Genomic DNA, 18,761 nt, shown 5'->3' on the forward strand with positions numbered 1-18,761 from the left:
CATTGTAGGTGGTCAAGCGCTGGGCATCATGGCGCGGATTTCCGGCGCAAGCGGCGGGCGAGGGTGCTGCGGTCCACACCCAGAAAGCGGGCTGCTTCCGAGAGGTTGCCGGCGCTCCGCTGCACGACGCGGTCGATGTACCAGCGCTCGACCTGGGCCAAGGGCCAGCTGCCATCCACCAATGCCGGGGGCAGCGGGGCGGCGGTGGGGGAGGACCGTGGCTCTGCCGTCAGCGCGGGAGGGAGGCCGAGCATCACGTTGCGCAGGGCGTTCTGCAGCTCCCGGACGTTCCCCGGCCAGGGATAGGCACGGGCTTCGGCGCTCTCGAGCCAGGGGCGCAGGTGATCGAGGCCGAGGGCTTGGCCTTCGTCCGCGACGTAGCGGGCCACGAACGCCAAGCCGATGTCGACGATGTCCTCCGGGCGCTGTCGCAGCGGTGGCAGCTGGATCACGTTGCCCGCGAGGCGCTGGTAGAGGTCGCGGCGGAACGAGCCCGCGTCGACCATGGCAGCGAGATCTTGATGCGTGGCCGCGACGTAGCGCACGTCGGCGCGCTCGGGCTTGTCGCTTCCGAGGGGCGTGACCTCGTCGGTCTCCATCACCCGCAGCAGCTTGGCCTGCGCGGTATCGGTGAGATCGCCGATCTCGTCGAGAAAGAAGCAGCCGTCCGCGGCGGAACGGATGCGCCCGGCGCGCGAGCCTTGGGCGCCCGTGAAAGCGCCGCGCACGTGGCCGAAGAGCTCGCTCTCGATCAGCGTGTCGGGGACCGCGGCGGCGTTCAGCGCTGCCCGTGGGCACGGGCTGCCGCTCGCGTCGCCCGGGGTGCCCGCGACGATGGCCTCCGCCACCGTCTCCTTGCCGGTGCCGGTCTCTCCCAGGATCAAGACGTCGTGGTCGCGCACCACGGCCTCGAGCACCAGTGCGTGATAGAGCGACTCGCCGAAGCACGCCGCCCAGGTGTCCCGCCGGACCCGCCGCATGGCCGCGGAGCGACCGCGCAGGGCACCGAGGGCGCGGGTGGAGCGGCCCGCGGCGGCGGCAATGCGGACGTAGCCGGAGCGCGGCAGCTGCTTGGCGAGCCGCGCCGGCAGGGCGTGGTCGTCCAGCAGCTGCTGGGGCTCCATGCCCGCGGCAGACTGGGCGAAGCCGAGGGCGAGCACCAGCCGCTGGGCCAAGACGTGGTCACCACGCTTCAGGGCGTCCGCGACGGGCGCGGCCACGCCTTCCGCCAAGAGCTCCTGGCAAGCCGCAGCCCAGCCGTCGCCGCGAAACGGGTTTTCGATGGCGAGCTCCGCCGCCCGCCAAAGGTGGTTCCGCGGCATGCCGACATGATCTCGCAGCTGCTGTGAATTGCCTAGGCAAATTGCAGCACGAGATGATGAACGGGCAGTGCGGTCGGCGTTTCTTCGATGAAGAGCGCGCGGCACGGCCTTCGCATTGGCGATCGCCAGGAGGTCGCCGTGAATCCGCTCGCCTGGAACAACTTGGTGTTTCTGATCCCCATCGCCTTGGCCGTGGTGTTGATGTTCGGCTCGGCGATGGGCCTGTCGGACTTCGGTGCCGATGCCGATGCGGACGTGGATGCGGACGCGGACGTGGATGCGGACGCGGATGCCGACGCAGATGCCGACGCCGACGCGGATGCGGAACACGACGCCGATGGTGGACACTCCGTGCTGGCGCTCCTGGGCGTCGGCAAGGTGCCGCTCTCCTTGCTGCTGATGACGGCGCTGTTCCTGTTCGGAGGCATCGGGCTGTGCACCAGCACCATTCTCTCACCGGTGCTCGGCGGAACCGCGGCCGGCCTCGTGGCCCTGAGCGGCGCCGTGGTGGGCGCCACGGTCCTCACCGGACTGGTGGCGCGGGTGGTGGCCCGCGTGCTGCCCTCCACCGAGACCTACGCCGGTGACGAGCTGGACTTGGTGGGTTGCACGGGAGTCGCCTTGCTGGACATCGGCGAGAGCTTCGGTGTGGCGCACGTGGCCGATGACGGCGGGGCGCTGATGAAGATCCGCTGCCGTACCTACGAAGGCTCCATCGAGAAGGGGGCGCCCGTGCTGGTGACCGAGCTCGATCCCGTGAGCCACGTGTTCACCGTGGAGAAGAGCCCCGTCTGACGCTGACTACCGCGGACCAATCGCTGCTCGGGATCCGCCCGAATACCGAAGAAAAGGCCGCGAAACGCCCGATCGTGGGAGGTGTGTGATGACCATCGTGCTGCTGTGCGTGCTTTCCACCCTGCTCCTCGCAGGCCCCTTCGCGGCCAGCGCGGCGGGGCACCCCCTGGACCCGCTGACCAACGTGATCCTGACGGCCAGCGGCATCTTCACCTTCGTCCTGACGGCGATCGTGTTGATCGTCACCAAGCTGTACCAGAAGACCAAGGCCTCGGAAGCGTTCGTGCGAACCGGCGCCGGCGGTGTGAAGGTCATCCGTGACGGTGGCGCGCTGATCGTTCCCGTGATCCACGAGCTGATTCGCGTCAGCCTCCAGACCCTCAAGCTGGAAGTCGTGCGTGAGAATCAGGATGCGCTGATCACTCAGGACAAGCTGCGGGCGGACATCCGCGCAGAGTTCTTCGTGCGGGTGCAACCCGACCGGGACAGCATCTTGCAGGCAGCGCGCTCCCTGGGCGACTGCATGCAGGACCGCCAAGCGGTGAAGGCAGTGGTGGAAGACAAGCTCGTGAGCGCGCTGCGTACCGCGGCGGCCAGCAAGACCCTCGAGCAGCTCAACTCGGAACGAGACGAGTTCCTGGGCGAGGTGATGAAGCTGGTCGCGGAGGACCTGCGCTCCAACGGCCTGGTGCTGGAGACCGTGACCATCTCGAAGCTCGACCAGACGGACGAGCAGTACCTGAAGGCGGAGAACATCTTCGACGCCCAGGGTCGGCGGAAGATCGCGGAGATCACTCAGCTGAACCTCACCGAGCGCAACCGACTGGTGCGCGCCGGAGAGCAGGCCCGCAAGGAGCAGGACGTCCAAACCCGGCGTCAGGTGCTCGATTTCGAGCGCCAAGAAGCCGAAGCCCACGCCCGGCAACAGGCCGAAATCCAAAAGATCGAGGCCGACGCCGCTCGCGAGGCGCAGGAGAAGCGCATCGTGGCGGAGCGCGAGGTGCTGCTCGCCGGCATCGCCAAGACCAAGGATCTCGAGCTCGCCACGCGGTTGCAGGAGCAGGCCATCGAGGTGGCGGAGCGTGAAAAGCAACAGCGCATCGCCGTGGCGGAGAAGGACCGCGCGGCGGCTGAGCGGGAGCTGGCGACGGCGGAAGCCGAGCGCGAGCGCGCCCGCCAGATGGTGGAAACGGTGCGCGTGACCGAGGAGGCCAATCGTCAGAAGGAGAAGCAAGTCATCGACGCTCAGGCTCTGGCCGAGCAGATGTTCGTGTCGGAGCAGCGCAAGGCGGACGCCGACGCCTATAGTCGCCAGAAGCAAGCCGATGCCCAGAAGGCCGCGGCGGATGCCGAAGCCGAAGCCATTCGCAAGAGGGCTCAGGCGGAAGCAGAAGCCGAGCAAGCTCGCGCGGCGGGTGAGCGCGCTCGCGCCATGGTCCCCGTGGACGTGCGCAAGGCAGAGCTCGCCGTGGAGAAGGACCGCATCGCGAACGTCGTGAAGGCCGAGCTGGAAGCTCGGGAGAAGCACGGCAAGGTCGCCCAGGAATTCGAAATTGCAAAGCTCCGTGTGGAAGCGGAGAAGGAGGTGCGGATCGCAACCGCCCACGCCCAGGCCAGCCTGTTCACCAAGATGCAGGCGAACCTGTACGGCACCACGGCGGACGTGGAAAAACTGATGACGTCACTCCTCGCCGGGCAGCGTGTCGCAACGACTCTGGGTGGGTTTTTCGACACGGCCGACGACAAGACCCTGGGCGCCGCTCAGGGGCTGATGGACAGCGTGCAAGGCATTGCCTCCGCCGCGCGGGACCGCCTCGCTGGCCCGCCGGTGGCTCCCGCGGCGGATCCGGCGCCGGATCCGGAGCTGGGTGCACGCGAGCCGACCATCGATCTCGACGAAGCCGAGCTGTTGGCGGGCGAGTGAACCGAAGGCCGGCGAGGGAGCGTTCCCTCGCCGGCCGCTTTTTGTGTTGTTATCGCCGCGCCCGGCATGCACGACGAGAACGCTTTCGGCCTGTTGGTTTCTTACTACGACGTGGAGAACGACGAATACGCCCTCGAGCGCGAGGATTTCGTCGCGCGCTTCACCGAGTTCAAGAATCTGATGCTCGACTGCGTGGAGAGCTTTCCTCTCGGCGAATCGCTGCGCGCCGTCGACTTGGGACACGCCGTGTACGTGGAGATGGCGGATGGAGATCAAGAAGAGGATCCCATCGTGTGGCTCAAGATGGTGCGGGCGCGGCTCACTGGACGGGAGCTGCGGAGCGTCGGAGTGCTGAGCTACGGGAGCCGCTGGCTGGACGACGACGACGAGCTGCCCGAAGCGATCGACATGAACAAGGCGGAGTGGGTCAGCGTGTCGCGACCGAGTGAGCCGCTTCGCCGCGCGCTGTATGCGGAAACGGCGTCGCGACAGGACGAGGACGACGCCCCGGACGGCTGGGGGCCGGGCCTGTACGTGGATACCGAAGCCGTGGAAGCGCTGGGGCGTGCGCTCAAGAACGCGCCGACGCCCCTGGCCGTGGCCGGGGCGACGTTCTTCCGCGTGGCGCGCTGATTCCGCGGCGGACCAACAAGAAGCGTCAACCTGCCTGCAGGGGCGAGAGCTCGCTTTGCACGTCGCTGAGCTGCTTCTTGTGACGCGTCTCGAGCTCCTTGATCTTCTTCTTCGCGGCGCTCAGGGCGTCTTCGGCGGCCAGGATGCGGGTGACCAGCGGATTGGCGCCGGCGGGGGAGCCGCTCTTGTCGCCGAGGGCCTTGAGGTGACCGCGCAGGCGCTCGAGATCTTCCTGGATGGAGGCTTCTTCTGCCTGCGCCTCGACGGTCTCCTTCTGCGTGGCTTCGGCGTCTCGAAGCTTGGTCAGTGCGGCGCGGGCACGAGCGCGATCGACGTCCGGCAGGGTGTTCGAGTCCACCAAGCGTTCGAGCTGGTCGGAGGTCAGTGAATCCATCGACGTGCTTCGGGAGAGTGCTTCTTCGATCAGGAGCACATGCTCCCCGCGGGCGCGAGGCTTGGCGTGAAAGACGGCCAGGGGCTTGTTCGATTGAACGTCGTAGTCGAGCTCGTCTGCGCCGTTTACCTTGGAGTTGTTGACCACGTCGAGGGTGAGATACACGAGCCGAGGTTGCCCGCTGCGGTTCTTGACCTCGAGCACTCGACGGTGGTGACGAACGAAGTGCTCCACGAGGCGATCGTTCTGTAGCTTGAGTCGGCGTGGCTCGTCCTTGTACTCCGCGTTCTTTTGCTCGAGCTCCACGTCCAGATCCACGCCGAACTGGAAGAACGTTCGCTCCGACGGCTTCAGACGATCCAGCCCGGACTCGCCCGCGAAGGCCCCCCGCTCGTAGACGGCGATGGTCCCCGCGGGAATCGTCTGGCGAGTGCCGTTGGTCACTCTGAGGGCGCTGCGACCGGTGTCGGTCGGCTTGCCGAACCAGGTGACCCGGCGGATGGGGACCCGCTGGGCGAAGAAGGGCACCAACGTGGAACCGTGAGCGCGCAGCTCGATGCCTTGCGGAAGCGCGTAGCTGAACAGGGCGCCCGACTCGAGCCCCTCCGCGGGGGCCAGCGTGGCGAGGTTGCCGATGGCGAGCTCGCTGCTCTCGCCGGTGTAGGAGCCGCTCACCTTGGTGGCGCCCATGCGCACCCGCGGCGCGAGGCGCCCATGGCCGGAGCCGTAGCCCATGCCCATGCCCGTACCGCCGTACGCTTCCCCCACGCTGTCGATGTTGTCACCCCAGATCTGATCCGGCGTACGGTCCACGAGCTGCGGCACCGTGGACAGCTGCTCCGGCGGCTCCGCCAAGCCGCGGCGCGTGTAGCGAGGCGCGGCCAGGGGAAAGAGGAACGAGTCCGGGCGGCCGCTCACCAGATCCACCTTCACGGCGTGCCAGGCTTCGTCCGTATCGTTGTGAATCAAGGCCCAGCCCTGCAGCATGCCCTGCTCCGACTTGTCGTCCAGCACGATGCGATAGGACGAGCGCCACACCGGCGTCTCGGCGATGTAGCCCAGGGTGATCGGGCGGTTGCTCGAGGCCAAGACCCGCAGCGTCCGGCGCGAGCGTGCCGCGCGCGCACTGAGCGTACCCGCGGCCGCTGCGATGCGTTCGGCCAGCTCGGCATCGAGCGGGCGAATGCCGCGCACCTCCGACCCATGCAGGCGACGGATCTCGCCGCTGGTGGTTTCCACCAAGATCCAGGGATCGTTCTCGGCGGACGGGTGCTCTTCCGGCTCCTCCTTCTGTTCGCCGTCTTCCTTCGGCGCCGGAGGTTTCTCCTTGGGGGCATCGAACACGTCGAGCAGCTGTCCGTGGAACGTGTCTTCCGTGGTGCGCACCTCCACCTTGGCGCCCTTCAAGCTGGCGAGCAGGCTGCGATAGTCCACGGCCTTTTCTGCGTCTTGAGGCAAGCCGGCCAGCGCACGGGCCATTCCCTTGCTCACCACGCTGTCGAACTCGATGCCGCTGACGGTGGCCTGGCCGTCCTTGCCTACCACCACCAGAGTCTTCAGGGCATCGTCCACGTGAGCGGCGGGGACGGGCAGGCTCACTTCCGACGAGCCCAGGCGACCGCTGCGCTCGAAGTAGCCGACCCCCGTCTCGTACAAGCGAATGTGCTGCAGGGGCAGGACCCGCGTGGGCGCCTTGGCCGGCGGCTGGCCACAGGCGGGCAACAGACAAAATCCAAGGGCAAACAGCGCCGATTTCGAAGCCATCGCGACAACCGACAGCCTCGAGAGGCAAACGTTCCCGAGCTCAGGTCTCTTGGTCGAGAACCCGGCGCAGAAGCACCAAGAGCTCGTCGTGGCTGTAGGGCTTGGCCACGAAATCCGCACGAGGGTCATCCAGGGCGCTGATGCGCGCAGCCTCGGCGCTGTATCCGCTGGTGAAAACGACCGGGACGGTCTCGGACACGGAGCGGATCCACTCGTAGGCGGCTAGACCACCGAGCCCCGGCATCACCAAATCCATGATCACCAGGTCAATCGGGGACTTCCGGCTCGAAAACTCGCGGAACGCCTCCTCCCCGCTGGCGGCGGAGACGACGGTGTAGTCGTGTTCGAGCAGCGTGCGCTCCAAGGCGTGGCGGACGCCGGGGTCGTCCTCGGCGATCAGGATGGTCTCCCTGCCGCCCACGATGCGAGGCCGGATCTTCGTTCCCACGCTACTCGCCGGTCGCAGGCTGAGCGGCAGGTACACCTTGATCGTCGTTCCCACGCCGGGCTCGCTGTAGGCGTGGATCATTCCGTGGTGCTGCTTGATGATGCCGTAGGCGCTGGCCAGGCCGAGGCCGGTCCCCTTGCCCGCGTCCTTGGTGGTGAAGAACGGCTCGAAGGCATGCCCCAGGGTGTCCGCGTCCATGCCCTGGCCGCAGTCGCTGACGGTGAGCAGCACGTAGCGTCCGATCGTCGCCCACGGGTGCGACTTCCGGTACGCCGCGTCCACCAGGACGTTCTCCGTCTCGAGCACGATACGTCCGCCGTCGGGCATGGCGTCGCGGGCGTTCACGACCAGGTTGGTTACCACTTGCTCGAGCTGCCCGGGGTCGGCGGTCACGGCGCCGAGCTCACGCCCGAGGACGAGCTCCAGCGACACCTTGGGACCCAACACGGCCTCGAGCAGCGGTGACAGGCCCAATAGCACCTGGTTCAAGTCCAAGGGTACGGGGCGAATCACCTGACGCCGCCCGAAGGCCAAGAGTCGCCGGGTGAGGTCTGCGGCGCGCTCGCTGGCCTTCTTGATCTCGACGGCCATCGCGCTGCGGCTGTCGTTGCTTCCGAGCTGATTGCGCAGCAAGTCGGCGTAGTTGAGGATGACCGTCAGCAAGTTGTTGAAGTCATGGGCCACCCCGCCCGCGAGGCGTCCCACGGCTTCGATCTTCTGCGAGCGGACGAGCTGCTCTTCCAGACGTCGCTCCTGGGTGCGGTCGAACAAATAGCCGCGGAAGCCCACCAGCCGTCCGTGGTCGTCGAAATCCGCGACGACGTTCTGGGTGACGTGCACGGTTTCGCCGTCTGCCCGCCGGAGCTCCGTGTCGCGGCGGCGCACCCGCCGAACGCTAGCGAGCGTTGCCAAGAACAGATTGCCGGTGTCCTGTCCGGTGAAAAAATCGAGGATCGACCTCCCCAACAGCTGATCCGCACTAGCGAAGCCCAGTACCTCTGCCAGCTCGGTGTTGCACTGCGTGATGTGTCCGTGCTCGTCGGCGACGTAGTCCGCCGTGAGATCGTCCTCGAAGTGGCGCCGGAGGGCCTCCTCTGCACGGCGAGCGTCACCTCTCAGGCCCGCGACGTCGAGCTCGCGAAGCTCGATGGGGAGGCTTGCTGCATCGATGAGCTCGGCGATCGTCGCGCGAACGGAGGCCGTGCTCAGTCCCAGCCAGTCAGCCGCGCTCGAGTCGGCACACCGCACCGTCCCATCCCCGTTGGCAACGACGACGCCGTCTTCGAGCTTCGCGTCGAAGCGAAGCAAGTGGAGCAATCGGGACGCCATCCAGGCCTGGCAGCGATGGTATCCCGGCCCCAAGCCGGCGCAACGGGGACGAAGCGGGGGCGTTTCACCCCAAGCTTCGCTCGTACACGCGGTAGCGTTTGTAGATCTTGCCGCCCATGAAGCGAATACCGACGTTTACGGGCGCGTTGTCTTCCAGCGTCCAGGAGAGCTCTCCCCACTTCACGCCCAAACGCGCCGCGGAGTTGTTCATTTTGGCGTAAAGGTACGTGCTGAGGCCGCCGTACTTCTTCACACCGCGAAACTTCTTGCGGATTCCCAGAATGATGAGCCGCGCGGAGTTGGGCCCCTGGACCTTGAGCCGCCAGAGCAACTTGCCGATGGTGACCGGATTCAGCTTGCCGCGGAAGTCCTGGATCATCTCGTTGACGTTCGGAAGCGCCAGGGAGACCGCGGCCGGCTCGCCGTTGATCTCCGCGATGTAGGTCAGCTCCGGAATCAGGATCGGCTTCAGATCCTGCGCCATCTTGCTGAGCTCGCTCTCGGTCAGGGGAACGAAACCCCAGTTGTCGCTCCAGGCGTCGTTGAACACGTCCATGATGATGCGAACGTCGCCTTCGACGTTCTTCTTGTCGACGTGGCGCGCACGTACTTCGGGCAGCTTCTCCACTTCCTCGAGGGCCTTCTGAGCGCGCGAAGGGACTTCCCCCACGGTGTAGCGCCAGGCGTACACGTCCTTCAGCTTCTCCAGCCCGGCCTGCTCGATCAGTCCACCCTGATACGGCCGGTGGTGCGGCATCATGATCATGGGCGGAGTGTCGAAGCCCTCCACCAGGCAGCCCATCTCCTCGTTGATATTGAGGGAGAGCGGGCCGCGCATGTACTTCATTCCGCGCTGTGCCAGCCAGCGCCCGGCGGCGTCCAGCAGCTCCTTGGCCACTTCCGGATCGTCGATGGTGTCCAGAAAGCCGAAGAAGCCGACGTCTTCCTTGTAGCGCTCGAGGTGCTCTTGATCGATCTGCGCGGTGCAGCGTCCCACGCACCAGCCATTGCGGTGGGCCGTGAAGGTCGTCCCCTCACCGTGCTCGAAGAACGGGTTCTTGGGCGACAGACGCTGCTTCATGTCGAAGTCCAGCGGACGAACGTAGTTGGGGTCGTCGCGGTAGATGTAGTCCACGACGTTCAGGAAGTCCTTGAGCTTGCCCCCCATGGGGGTTTCACGAATTTCTACGGCCATGGCGCGCGCGAGTGAACGCCCTGCGCTCGGGCCTGTCAACCGGACGTCCGGGGGGTGCAGAGGCGTGCACTCTCGAGGTGCAGGAGCTTGCACTCGGACGGCGGCAGACTTGACGAATTCCCGATGTTTCTTGCTTGGCCGAGGGCTTGCAGTGTCCCTCGCCCATGGTCGTCGTCGCCTCCATGCCCCTTCACCGGGCGCCGCGCTTCTTGTTGTTGGATCCCGATCCCATCGCCCTGCGAACGCTGCGCCAGCGTGTTCGCGAGCGCCATCCGAAGTGGGAGGTGGTCAGCGAGCACGACGCCCGAACGGCTCTCGCTCAGCTGGCGTCGCGGGAGTTCGACGTGTTGATCACCGAAATCGCCCTCAGGGAGGTGTCGGGTATCGAGCTCCTCCGGCAAGCGTCCGAGTGCGCGCCGGCGACGGTGCGCTTGGTCCACGCGGCGCACACTCGCGTCAAGAACGTGTTGTGCAGCGCCGGGTTGGCCTACCGCGTGTTGGAAAAGCCGGCCGAAGACAGCGCGCTGATGCCCGCCATCACGTCGGCTCTGCGCATGCGGCGCGAAATGTCCCGACCGAGGTCGGGATGGTTCGTCAAATGACGCCGTACTTCTTGCCGACCTTCTCGAACGCTTCCAGTCCGCGGTCCAGATGGCTGCGCTCGTGCGTGGCCATGTAGCTGGTGCGAAGCATCGCGTTCTTGGGCGGCACGCCGGGAGAGATGAACGGATTGGTGTAGATCCCGTACTCGTCGAGCAAGTCACGCCACATCATGATGGTGCGCAGATCCTGCCGAATGTAGATGGGGATGACCGCGGTTTCCGTGTGGCCCAGCTCGAAGCCGAGGCGGCGCAGCTCGTCCCGCATGTAGGTGTAGTTGTCGCGCAGCTTGTCCATGCGCCACGCCTCCTCCTGCATGACCTCGTAAGCAGCCATGGCCGCGGCGACCGAGGGCGGGGCTGCGCTGGCGGCGAACATGAAGGAGGGTGCGAAGTGCCGGATGTAGTCCAGCACCTTACGCTCGCCCACTAGCCAGCCGCCGATGCTGGCGAAGGACTTGCTGAAGGTTCCGCCCATCAGATCCACCTGGTCCGAGAGTCCGAAGTGGTGCGCGGTCCCGCGGCCGCCGGGTCCGATGACACCGAGGGCGTGGGCGTCGTCCACGAACAGGCGCGCTCCATGCTTCTTCACCACCGGAACCAGCTCGTCGAGTCGGGCGATCTCGCCTTCGGCGCTGAAGACGCCGTCCGTCACCACCAGGGCGCCTTCAGCGTCGTCGAGCTTCTCGAGAGCGCGGTCCAGGGCCTCGGCGTCGTTGTGGCGATAGCGTACGAGGCGCGCGCCCGCGGCTTGTCCGAGGCGGACGCCGTCGTACAGCGAAGCGTGAACGTTGCGGTCGATGATGGCGACGCTCTTCTTGTTGCTGAGCAGCGCCGAGAGCGTCGCAATGTTCACCTGGTAGCCCGTGGTGAACACCAGCGCGGATTCCTTGCCGAACCAGGTCGCGAGCTTGTCCTCGAACTCCTCGTGGAGCTTCATGCTACCGTTGACCAGGCGCGAGCCCGTCATGCTGGTGCCAAAGCGATCGATGGCGTTCTTCGCGGCCTCGCGGACCTTGGGGTGCGTGGTGAGGCCCAAGTAGTTGTTGGAGCCGAACATGACCACGCGCTTGCCGTCGATCACGGCCTCGGGACCGTCGTTCAGATCCAGCGGGCGGAAGAACGGATAGATGCCCATCTTGCGGGCGTTGTCCGCCGCCATGAACTGGTAGCACTTCTCGAAGACGTCCTTGCCGCCGATGCCCGACAGACTGGAGCGTTCCTCGAGCGACTTTTTCATGTCGTCGGAACCGCGCATCGCCGCTTGCGGAGCGGCGCCGTTCTTCTTCGCCGGCGCGGCCCCGTTCGACTTCGCCTCCACCTGCCCCATGCTCTCGTCGAGCGCGGGATCGATGTTCGGAAGGTCGTGCCCGTTCTTGAGGACCTGCCACGCCGCCTTCACCCGGGTGGGGGCGTCCATCAGGCCTTCCGCTGCCTTCATTACGCGGTCGTCGCTCATCCAGCGCATGACGGCCGGGGTCATGAGGATCTTCTTCCCGCGGTCGGAGATTTTCTGCTTCAGGCCCATCGATTCGCTCCCGTGCCCTTCGTGCACACTGCTCGCTGATGTCCGGCACAGCACCGGAACTGTTGCGAGCAGGTACGCCCCAGCAACCAAGAATCAACCGCCGGAGGGGCGCGTACCAGCCGGCCCGGAAGCTACGCGACGAGGGCACCCTCGTCAATCGCTGGCCAGGCGTCGTGGCCGGCATTTTCCAGTTGGATGTGCTCGAGGTAGAGGCCATCCGCGGGTGCCGTCATGCCCAAATCCTCGCGCCGTCCGCTCGCCAGCGCGCGGCGCACGGCGCCTTCCGCCAAGCGACCGCGGCCGACGTCCACCAACGTACCGCAAATGATGCGCATCATTCGATGCATGAAGCGATCTCCGGTCACCACTATTTCCGCGATTCTCGCGTCGTCCGCGTGGGTGCGTAGCTCGGCTCGCAGCATGCGGCGCACCGTCTCGGGGCGTTCGTCGCGAGCGCTACGGAACGCGCGGAAGTCGTGCTCGCCCAGCAGAGCCTCGAGCTCGACGCGCATCGCCGGGTGGTTCAACCTCTCGCGCACGCGCCACGCCCGGCGGAGCCAAAACGGATCCGGCACCACACTTCGCAGCAGCACGTAGCGATAGGTCTTGTCGACGACGTGGCGTCGCGGATCGTACCCGGGCTCTACGCGCGCCACCCGCACCACGGCGATCTCGGGGGGCAGGTGCGGCATCAACCCCAGCGCCCAACCCCGCGGCTCGATCTCCGAGTCCGTGTCGAAGCTGGCCAACTGCGCGCGGGCGTGCACGCCCGTATCGGTTCGGCTCACGCCACGCACGCCCGTGGCCCTGGGATCGAGCTCGCGGATGGCGCCTTCGAGCTCCCCTGCGACCGTACGCTGTGTCGGTTGGCGCGCCCATCCCGCGAACGAGCTACCGTCGTACGCGAGAGTGAGCAGGATGCCGAAGCGCCGGGTCTCAGTCGGTGCCACTGCCGGCGTCGCCGGGGCCCGTCACGCAGTTCTCTTGCGCCGCCTGCAGACGCGCCTGAATGTCCGACGGGGAAGCGTCGTTCACGTCGTATAGCGGCAGCTCCGAGCACTTCGGCGTGGTCCCGTCCGAGCCGCACGCGGGCAATGCCGTGAGCGCGGCAGCAGACGCGAGGCCGAGCGCCAGAATCAGCCAGAGGGTGCGGGTCATGACTTGGGTATGAAGTTCATAGGAACTTGGGCGTCGACGCAACCCCCCTCGGGGGCGGGGAAGGTCCCGGAGCGGAACATGCCGAGCACACAGGAGGCCACCCCGGGGTCACCCACGCTGTTGCTGGCGATGTTGGCGCTACAGACCTGACCGCTGGGGCCAACTCGGATGGACACCACGATTTTGCCCTGAAGCATCGAATTTTGACGCAGTGCGCGCTCGTAGCAGCCCCGGGCTTGGCCAGCGCGGGAACGCAGCGCGGAACGCAGTCCGGCCGAGGCCGTGCCCTTGCATTCGCCACCGCATCCGCCGTTGCCGCCCCCCGTGTACTTCACCTTGCCGGTGTTGGGCTTCACTTCCTTGCCCGCGTCGGGCTCTGGAGGTGGTGGCGGTGGGGGAGGTGTCTCCAGTACGGGTGCTTCGCTGGTAGTGGGGGGAGGCGGCACGTTCACGGCTTGCTTGGGCTCGTCCTTGGCCCGCGTCTTCCACCAAACGAGCCCCCCGACCAGGAGCAGCATCACGATTGCGGCGACAATGAAGCCGCCACCGCCCGACTTGGGGGGCGGTGCAAGGGAATCAGCCATCCAGGTCTCCCGTCCTCATTTCTGCTCGGCGGAGGACTATACTGGATGTGTCCGTCCCCGGGCGAGCCGACAGTGCGTTCAGTTTGGTAATTCCTCGGGATTTTCGGAAAAAAGGAGCAGCGTTACCGCCGTATCGCCCCACTTCCGGGTCTTGTCGATGGTGAACGGCAGCTCCCGCGGGATCTCTAGCGCGGTGCGCGCAGGATGTTCCAGCACCACAAGGGCACCGGCGCGGAGCAGCTCCCGGCCCAGCAGCCGCCAAACGTCCGCCAGGGCTCGGTCGAGATCCGGCCACGGGGGATCGCACAGGACCAGGTCGAAGGGGGCGTCTTGCGCTAGCGCACCGCGAGCCCGCGCCACGGGGACGATCGCCAACGTAGCGGAGGTGGTCAAGCCGAGGTCCTCCAAGTTCTCACGGAGCACCGCGGCCGCTCCCCGCTGCGATTCCACGAACGTGGCATGTTCGGCGCCACGGCTCAGGGCCTCGATCCCGAGGGCGCCGCTGCCCGCGTAGAGGTCGAGCACGCGCAGGCCGTCCATATTGCCCAGCATCGAGAACAAAGCTTCGCGGACCCGATCCGTCGTTGGTCGAGTCGTTCGTCCCTTGGGCGCCTTCAGGCCGCGGCCGCCCAGCCTCCCCGCGATCACCCGCAAGGTTCAGAACAGCACGTTCACGCGGACTTCGCCCCCGCCGGGACCGAAGCCGACGAAAGGCTGCACCGCGGTCTTGGTGGGCGTCTTTTTCTTGGCTTGAGGCTGCTCACTGGAGTCGTCCGTCAGCAACAGGAAGGCGCCCGCTCCGGCGATCACCACGCCTACCGGCAGCAGGATGCGCGCCACGGTCTTGGTCGTCGCGTTCTTGTCGCAGTGATCGACGATGGAGGCATCCGGAGGGACGCCATCCGCGCCGGTCTTGGCGACCTCGCAGGCATCACGGTTGGGTCCCAAGCGATCACGATAGGCTTGGAAGTCGTCGTCCTTGGTCTGCATGTAGGACTGGAACCAGAAGTAACCGCCGGTCAGGGCGACGGCGCCGCCCAGGCCGAGGCCGCCATAGCCCAGCATCTGTCGTGTGGTCATGCCCTTGCCGGTGTCTCGCTTGGCATCCAGATTGCCAGCGGACTTGGGGGAGGGCGCGAGGGTGATCTCGGCGCTCGCGCCCGGGCGCACGTCGACGCTTCCGGAGGCGTCGTTGTAGCCCTTGGCGCGAACCAGCACCTGGTGCTGGCCGGGTGCGACCGTCAGCTCCGTCCGGCCGTCCGTGATGAGGCCCACCTTCTCGCCGTCGATGAACACCTCACCGCTGACGTTGCCCGCGGTGACCACGAGCACGCCCTGAGTCGCCCCCATCAGCTCCGCGAAACCCCCTTCCGCGATCTGCAGCAGCGTGTCGTCCGAAGGGTCCGTCAGGTTCGACGCGTAGCGTAGCGTCGTCGCGCGCTTCTCGCTGCCGTCCTCCCACAAGTGGAGCTCGGCGACGGCTTCCTTGCCCTTCACCTCCAGGGTGCCCCAGATGTATCGCTTCACTCCGACCTTGTCCGCGATCTTCTTCTGGCACGAGTCACTGGGCGGGATCTCGCAGTTGAGCGCGAGCGACAGTACCTCCAGGGAGAAGTCGCCCTTGCCCAGCGCGAACCCCTCGGCGCGCGTCACCGCGCGTTTCAACGCGATGGTCAGCGCCTGCGCGTGCTCGAACGACTTGTCGCTCGAGACCGCGAGCACCTGGATCGGGACGTGAGTCGCTTGTGCCTGCGCGTCTTTCGACGCGACCGAAAGCCCGACAATGACGAGAAGGACAGTCAGGAAACGTCGCATTCCCCCGAGAATACACCCTTTCAGGGGCTTACAAAGCGGCTTCAGGTCTCGATCTTCGTCCACATTTGCCGGCGCATCTTCTGGCGCGTGCGGTCCCGTCGCGTGATGAGCCGTGCGGCGCCCCAGGCGGCGATCAGCTCGCCTTCTTGTCCCAGCCCGGGCAGCACGGTGCGTCCCACGAGAAAGGTGCCCGGGATCGGCCCGCGGATGGGCTCACCGGCAATGTCCAGGTAGCCGGACGGTTCCACGCTCCACTGCCAGCGCATGGGCTCGGCGCCGGGTGTGCCCTCCGCGAGGTGGATGCGGTCGATCTCTCGCTCGCTGCCAGTGGAACGGTCGATCAGCGGCAAGCCGTCGTGCGGTGAGTCGATCACGCGAACGTGGCGGTCCAAGAAGGGCAGCTGCGCGCGGAGGGTGGACAGCACTGCGTCTCGGGCTTCGAGCAGCGTGAGGGGGCCGCGGGTGGGCAGTAGCATCTCGGCCACCAGCGTCACTTCCGAGGGCGATTCGTCCAGTCCCTCCATGCGCTGCAGATGCACCACGGGGTGCCGCGGATCCGGCCGGGAGACGCTGGACGGGATCACGAACGCTTCGGTCCCCAGGGGTTCGGGGAGTCCCGCGCGATCCACCACCAGGGTGACGACGAAGCGACCGGTGGTGGCGCTGAGCCGCGGCCAGTCGCGTTGCGCTTGCTTGGTGATGCCGTCCCCGCCGGCCAGCTCGGCCACCATTTCACCCGATTGGTCCGTCACGATGGCGCTGGCGCCGGTGGGCTCGTCCTCGCCGTCCTCGACGATGCCCATCGCGACCCCGCGGCGCACGACGATCGACTGCGCACGCCGATCCAGGCGGCATTCGCCGCCGTGAGCTTCGATCCGCTCGATCAGGAACTCGGTCAGCTCGTCCTCGCCCCCTTCCAGGGCCAGCACCCCGCGCGTCCAGGCGCCATGCAGCCGGGCGACCACGAAGGGCGGAAGCTGCTCTGCGGGCTGCGCCAGATCCGTGGCAAACGTGGCCGGTACCAGGGTCAGGTCGCGGTAGGGGTGACCAACTGGGAATTTGCCGAGCAAGTCCTGTGGGGACGCCCCACCCACCAGCGGCAGCTGCCCCGCGGCGCGCCCCGTCTCCAGACGCTCCCAGAAGCTGCCGGGGGGCCATATGGCGTCGCGTTCGAACGAAGAATCCGCCGCGGCATTCACGTGAGCGAAGGTGGAGTACAGCTCGTCCACCAACTGCCGCACTTCCGGGAACTCACGATCCACCTCGCGGGAGAAAAGCTCCACGTCCGGCGGCACCTCCACCCGGCGGCCGTCCGTGAGCACCACGAACATGGGGTCCAGGGGGCGTGTTCGTCGCCGAAAGCGAGGGCTCTGGGCCAGCTCGTGCAGCACGCGCTTGAACGCGGGGGAGGCCGCCGCCAGCATGGTGAACGTGCGGCGTAGCAACGAGAACCGTTCGTAGCGGTAGCGCGCAGGGCGCTCGCCCTGGCCCAACAAGAGGACACGAAAGTCCCGCCGCGCCAGCAGCGCCGCGGTGGTGAGGGCGCCGAGGGAGCGGCCGAGCACCACCACGTCGTAGTGGCGGGTGGTCACCGAATCACCACCCGTGGACGGTGCCCCTCTGCGCCCGCTTCCACGCGAACACGGTCCGCCGCGATCCAGCCCAGCACTTCGACGAGCAGCTCGTGCTCCACGTGCAGCAGCCGAGCGGCGAGAGATGTCGCGTCGTCGTCGGCCTCGATCGGCAGCGCGCGCTGCGCGATGATGGGACCCGTGTCGACGCCTTCGTCGACGAAGTGAACCGTGCAGCCCGTCACCTTCACGCCATAGCGGAGCGCTTGCTGCTGAGCGTGGGTGCCGGGAAACGCCGGCAGCAGGGCGGGGTGGATGTTCACCACGCGACTGGGAAAGGCGCGCAGGAACCCCGGCGTGAGCACGCGCATGAATCCGGCGAGCACCACCCACTCGGCTCCGGCGCTCGTCAGCGCGTCGAGCAGCGCCTGGTCGAAGGCCTCGCGAGAGTCGAACTGCCGGTGCGATACCACGCGCGTCGGCACTCCGGCCCGCTCGGCTCGGCCCAAGGCGGGGACGTCCGGTTTGTTGGAGAGCACGATTCGGACTCGTGCATCCAGACGACCCTGACTGATGGCATCGAGAATGGCTTGCAGATTGGTGCCGCTGCCGGACACCAGCACGCCCAGCGCCAGAGTCATTCCAGCACGCTCACGCTGGGCTCGGCGTCGGGCTCGGCAACGACGCTGCCGCAAACCCACGCCTGCTCTCCCGCGTCGCCAAGGGCGCGACACGCCGCTTCCGCGTGTTCGCTGGCGACGATCGCGATGAGCCCGATGCCCATGTTGAACGTTCGTCGCATTTCGTCGGGAGCGACGGGACCGCCCCGTGCGATCACACCGAAGATAGGCGGCGGGCTATGGTCGAAGCGGACTTCTGCCCGGGTTCCCGAGGGCAGCACCCGCGGCAGATTGCCAACCACGCCGCCGCCGGTGATGTGGCTCAGCGCGTGCAAGCTTTCTCCCAGCGCTTTCTGAAGCGCCGCCACGGCGCGGGCGTAGATGCGCGTCGGAGTGAGCAGCGCTTCTCCGACGGTGGCGTCGAGCTCGGGATGATGGGCGTCGAGCCGCAGGCCGAGCTCGCCCTCGAGCACTCGCCGCGCCAGGGAATAGCCGTTGGAGTGAAGCCCGCTCGACGCAACGGCGATCAGAGCATCGCCCGACCGAACCCGCGCTGGCCCCAGCACGGCTTTTCTGCCCACCACTCCCACGCTGAAGCCCGCCAGGTCGTACTCCCCTTCGGGATACATGCCCGGGAGCTCGGCGGTCTCGCCACCCAAGAGCGCGGCGCCGGCTTGGCGGCAACCGTTCGCGACGCCTGCGACCACGGCTTCCGCCACGTCCACGTCCAGCTTCCCGCAGGCGAAGTAGTCGAGGAAGAACAAGGGGCGGGCCCCGGTGGTGATCACGTCGTTCACGCACATCGCCACCAAATCGATGCCCACGGTGTCGTGGCGCCCGGTCGCGAAGGCGACCTTGAGCTTGGTGCCCACCCCGTCCGTCCCGCTGACGAGGAGCGGCTCCTCCACGTCCGCCGGCAGCGCGCACAGGCCGGCAAAGCCGCCCACGTCGTCCACCACCTCCGCGATTCTCGTGCTGCGGGCCAGCGGCTTGATGCGCTCGACGAGCGCGTCACCAGCGTCGATGTCGACTCCAGCCTGTCGGTAGGTCAGCGCCATCGGGCGCGGTCCATACCGCGGGCG

Annotated in this window: 17 protein-coding genes; 4 read left to right on the forward strand and 13 right to left on the reverse strand. The window is 67.1% G+C overall.

Annotated features, from left to right (window positions below; all coding sequences use genetic code 11):
- Window positions 1-26: 26 nt before the first annotated feature.
- A complete protein-coding gene (locus H6717_23530; GenBank protein MCB9580018.1) occupies window positions 27-1,322 on the reverse strand; it encodes a sigma-54-dependent Fis family transcriptional regulator in 1,296 nt (431 codons plus the stop codon).
- Between the two features lie 138 nt (window positions 1,323-1,460).
- Here H6717_23530 and H6717_23535 point away from each other — a divergent pair, with 138 nt between their 5' ends.
- The 3 genes from H6717_23535 (at window position 1,461) to H6717_23545 (ending at window position 4,674) form a co-directional block, all read left to right on the forward strand.
- Complete coding sequence (locus H6717_23535; GenBank protein ID MCB9580019.1) at window positions 1,461-2,117, forward strand: DUF1449 family protein; 657 nt, start codon at window positions 1,461-1,463, stop codon at window positions 2,115-2,117.
- A gap of 88 nt (window positions 2,118-2,205) precedes the next feature.
- The gene (locus H6717_23540) at window positions 2,206-4,041 is read left to right on the forward strand and encodes a hypothetical protein (GenBank protein ID MCB9580020.1); all 1,836 of its coding nucleotides are present in this window, start codon (window positions 2,206-2,208) and stop codon (window positions 4,039-4,041) included.
- Window positions 4,042-4,107: 66 nt separating this feature from the next.
- A complete protein-coding gene (locus H6717_23545; protein ID MCB9580021.1) occupies window positions 4,108-4,674 on the forward strand; it encodes a hypothetical protein in 567 nt (188 codons plus the stop codon).
- Between the two features lie 25 nt (window positions 4,675-4,699).
- On the opposite strand, the gene H6717_23550 is transcribed toward H6717_23545, so the two are convergent.
- The 3 genes from H6717_23550 to H6717_23560 all read right to left on the reverse strand — a co-directional run bounded on the left by H6717_23550 (window position 4,700) and on the right by H6717_23560 (window position 9,804).
- Entirely contained in the window at window positions 4,700-6,832 is a 2,133-nt protein-coding gene (locus H6717_23550) for a hypothetical protein (protein ID MCB9580022.1), read from the reverse strand.
- A 40-nt stretch (window positions 6,833-6,872) separates the two neighbouring features.
- The gene (locus H6717_23555) at window positions 6,873-8,609 is read right to left on the reverse strand and encodes a response regulator (protein ID MCB9580023.1); all 1,737 of its coding nucleotides are present in this window, start codon (window positions 8,607-8,609) and stop codon (window positions 6,873-6,875) included.
- 64 nt (window positions 8,610-8,673) lie between these two features.
- The gene (locus tag H6717_23560) at window positions 8,674-9,804 is read right to left on the reverse strand and encodes a hypothetical protein (protein MCB9580024.1); all 1,131 of its coding nucleotides are present in this window, start codon (window positions 9,802-9,804) and stop codon (window positions 8,674-8,676) included.
- Window positions 9,805-9,938: 134 nt separating this feature from the next.
- On the opposite strand from H6717_23560, the gene H6717_23565 reads away from it, so the two are divergent.
- Window positions 9,939-10,406: a response regulator gene (locus H6717_23565; protein MCB9580025.1), complete on the forward strand. Its 468-nt coding sequence runs from the start codon at window positions 9,939-9,941 to the stop codon at window positions 10,404-10,406.
- On the opposite strand, the gene H6717_23570 is transcribed toward H6717_23565, so the two are convergent.
- The 9 genes from H6717_23570 to H6717_23610 form a co-directional block, all read right to left on the reverse strand.
- The gene (locus H6717_23570) at window positions 10,399-11,931 is read right to left on the reverse strand and encodes an aminotransferase class I/II-fold pyridoxal phosphate-dependent enzyme (protein MCB9580026.1); all 1,533 of its coding nucleotides are present in this window, start codon (window positions 11,929-11,931) and stop codon (window positions 10,399-10,401) included. The genes H6717_23565 and H6717_23570 overlap by 8 nt on opposite strands.
- Window positions 11,932-12,062: 131 nt before the next feature.
- Complete coding sequence (gene truA, locus H6717_23575) at window positions 12,063-12,881, reverse strand: tRNA pseudouridine(38-40) synthase TruA (protein ID MCB9580027.1); 819 nt, start codon at window positions 12,879-12,881, stop codon at window positions 12,063-12,065.
- On the reverse strand, window positions 12,868-13,089 hold the full coding sequence (locus tag H6717_23580) for a hypothetical protein (GenBank protein MCB9580028.1): 222 nt from the start codon (window positions 13,087-13,089) through the stop codon (window positions 12,868-12,870). Before H6717_23580 ends, truA begins: the two co-directional genes overlap by 14 nt.
- Window positions 13,086-13,673, reverse strand: a complete 588-nt coding sequence (locus H6717_23585; protein MCB9580029.1) for an AgmX/PglI C-terminal domain-containing protein — start codon at window positions 13,671-13,673, stop codon at window positions 13,086-13,088. The genes H6717_23580 and H6717_23585 overlap by 4 nt, the downstream gene beginning before the upstream one ends.
- Before the next feature lie 78 nt (window positions 13,674-13,751).
- Window positions 13,752-14,327 (reverse strand): 16S rRNA (guanine(966)-N(2))-methyltransferase RsmD, encoded by a 576-nt coding sequence (gene rsmD / locus H6717_23590; GenBank protein ID MCB9580030.1) that lies wholly within the window; start codon window positions 14,325-14,327, stop codon window positions 13,752-13,754.
- Window positions 14,328-14,330: 3 nt separating this feature from the next.
- Complete coding sequence (locus H6717_23595) at window positions 14,331-15,488, reverse strand: PEGA domain-containing protein (protein ID MCB9580031.1); 1,158 nt, start codon at window positions 15,486-15,488, stop codon at window positions 14,331-14,333.
- Window positions 15,489-15,529: 41 nt separating this feature from the next.
- The gene (locus H6717_23600; protein MCB9580032.1) at window positions 15,530-17,080 is read right to left on the reverse strand and encodes a phytoene dehydrogenase; all 1,551 of its coding nucleotides are present in this window, start codon (window positions 17,078-17,080) and stop codon (window positions 15,530-15,532) included.
- Window positions 17,077-17,700, reverse strand: a complete 624-nt coding sequence (locus H6717_23605) for a phosphoribosylglycinamide formyltransferase (protein MCB9580033.1) — start codon at window positions 17,698-17,700, stop codon at window positions 17,077-17,079. The genes H6717_23600 and H6717_23605 overlap by 4 nt, the downstream gene beginning before the upstream one ends.
- Window positions 17,697-18,737 (reverse strand): phosphoribosylformylglycinamidine cyclo-ligase, encoded by a 1,041-nt coding sequence (locus tag H6717_23610; GenBank protein ID MCB9580034.1) that lies wholly within the window; start codon window positions 18,735-18,737, stop codon window positions 17,697-17,699. Before H6717_23610 ends, H6717_23605 begins: the two co-directional genes overlap by 4 nt.
- Between the last annotated feature and the right edge of the window lie 24 nt (window positions 18,738-18,761).

The sequence above is a fragment of the Polyangiaceae bacterium genome, from assembly GCA_020633235.1.
Classification (GTDB): Bacteria; Myxococcota_A; Polyangia; order Polyangiales; family Polyangiaceae; genus JACKEA01.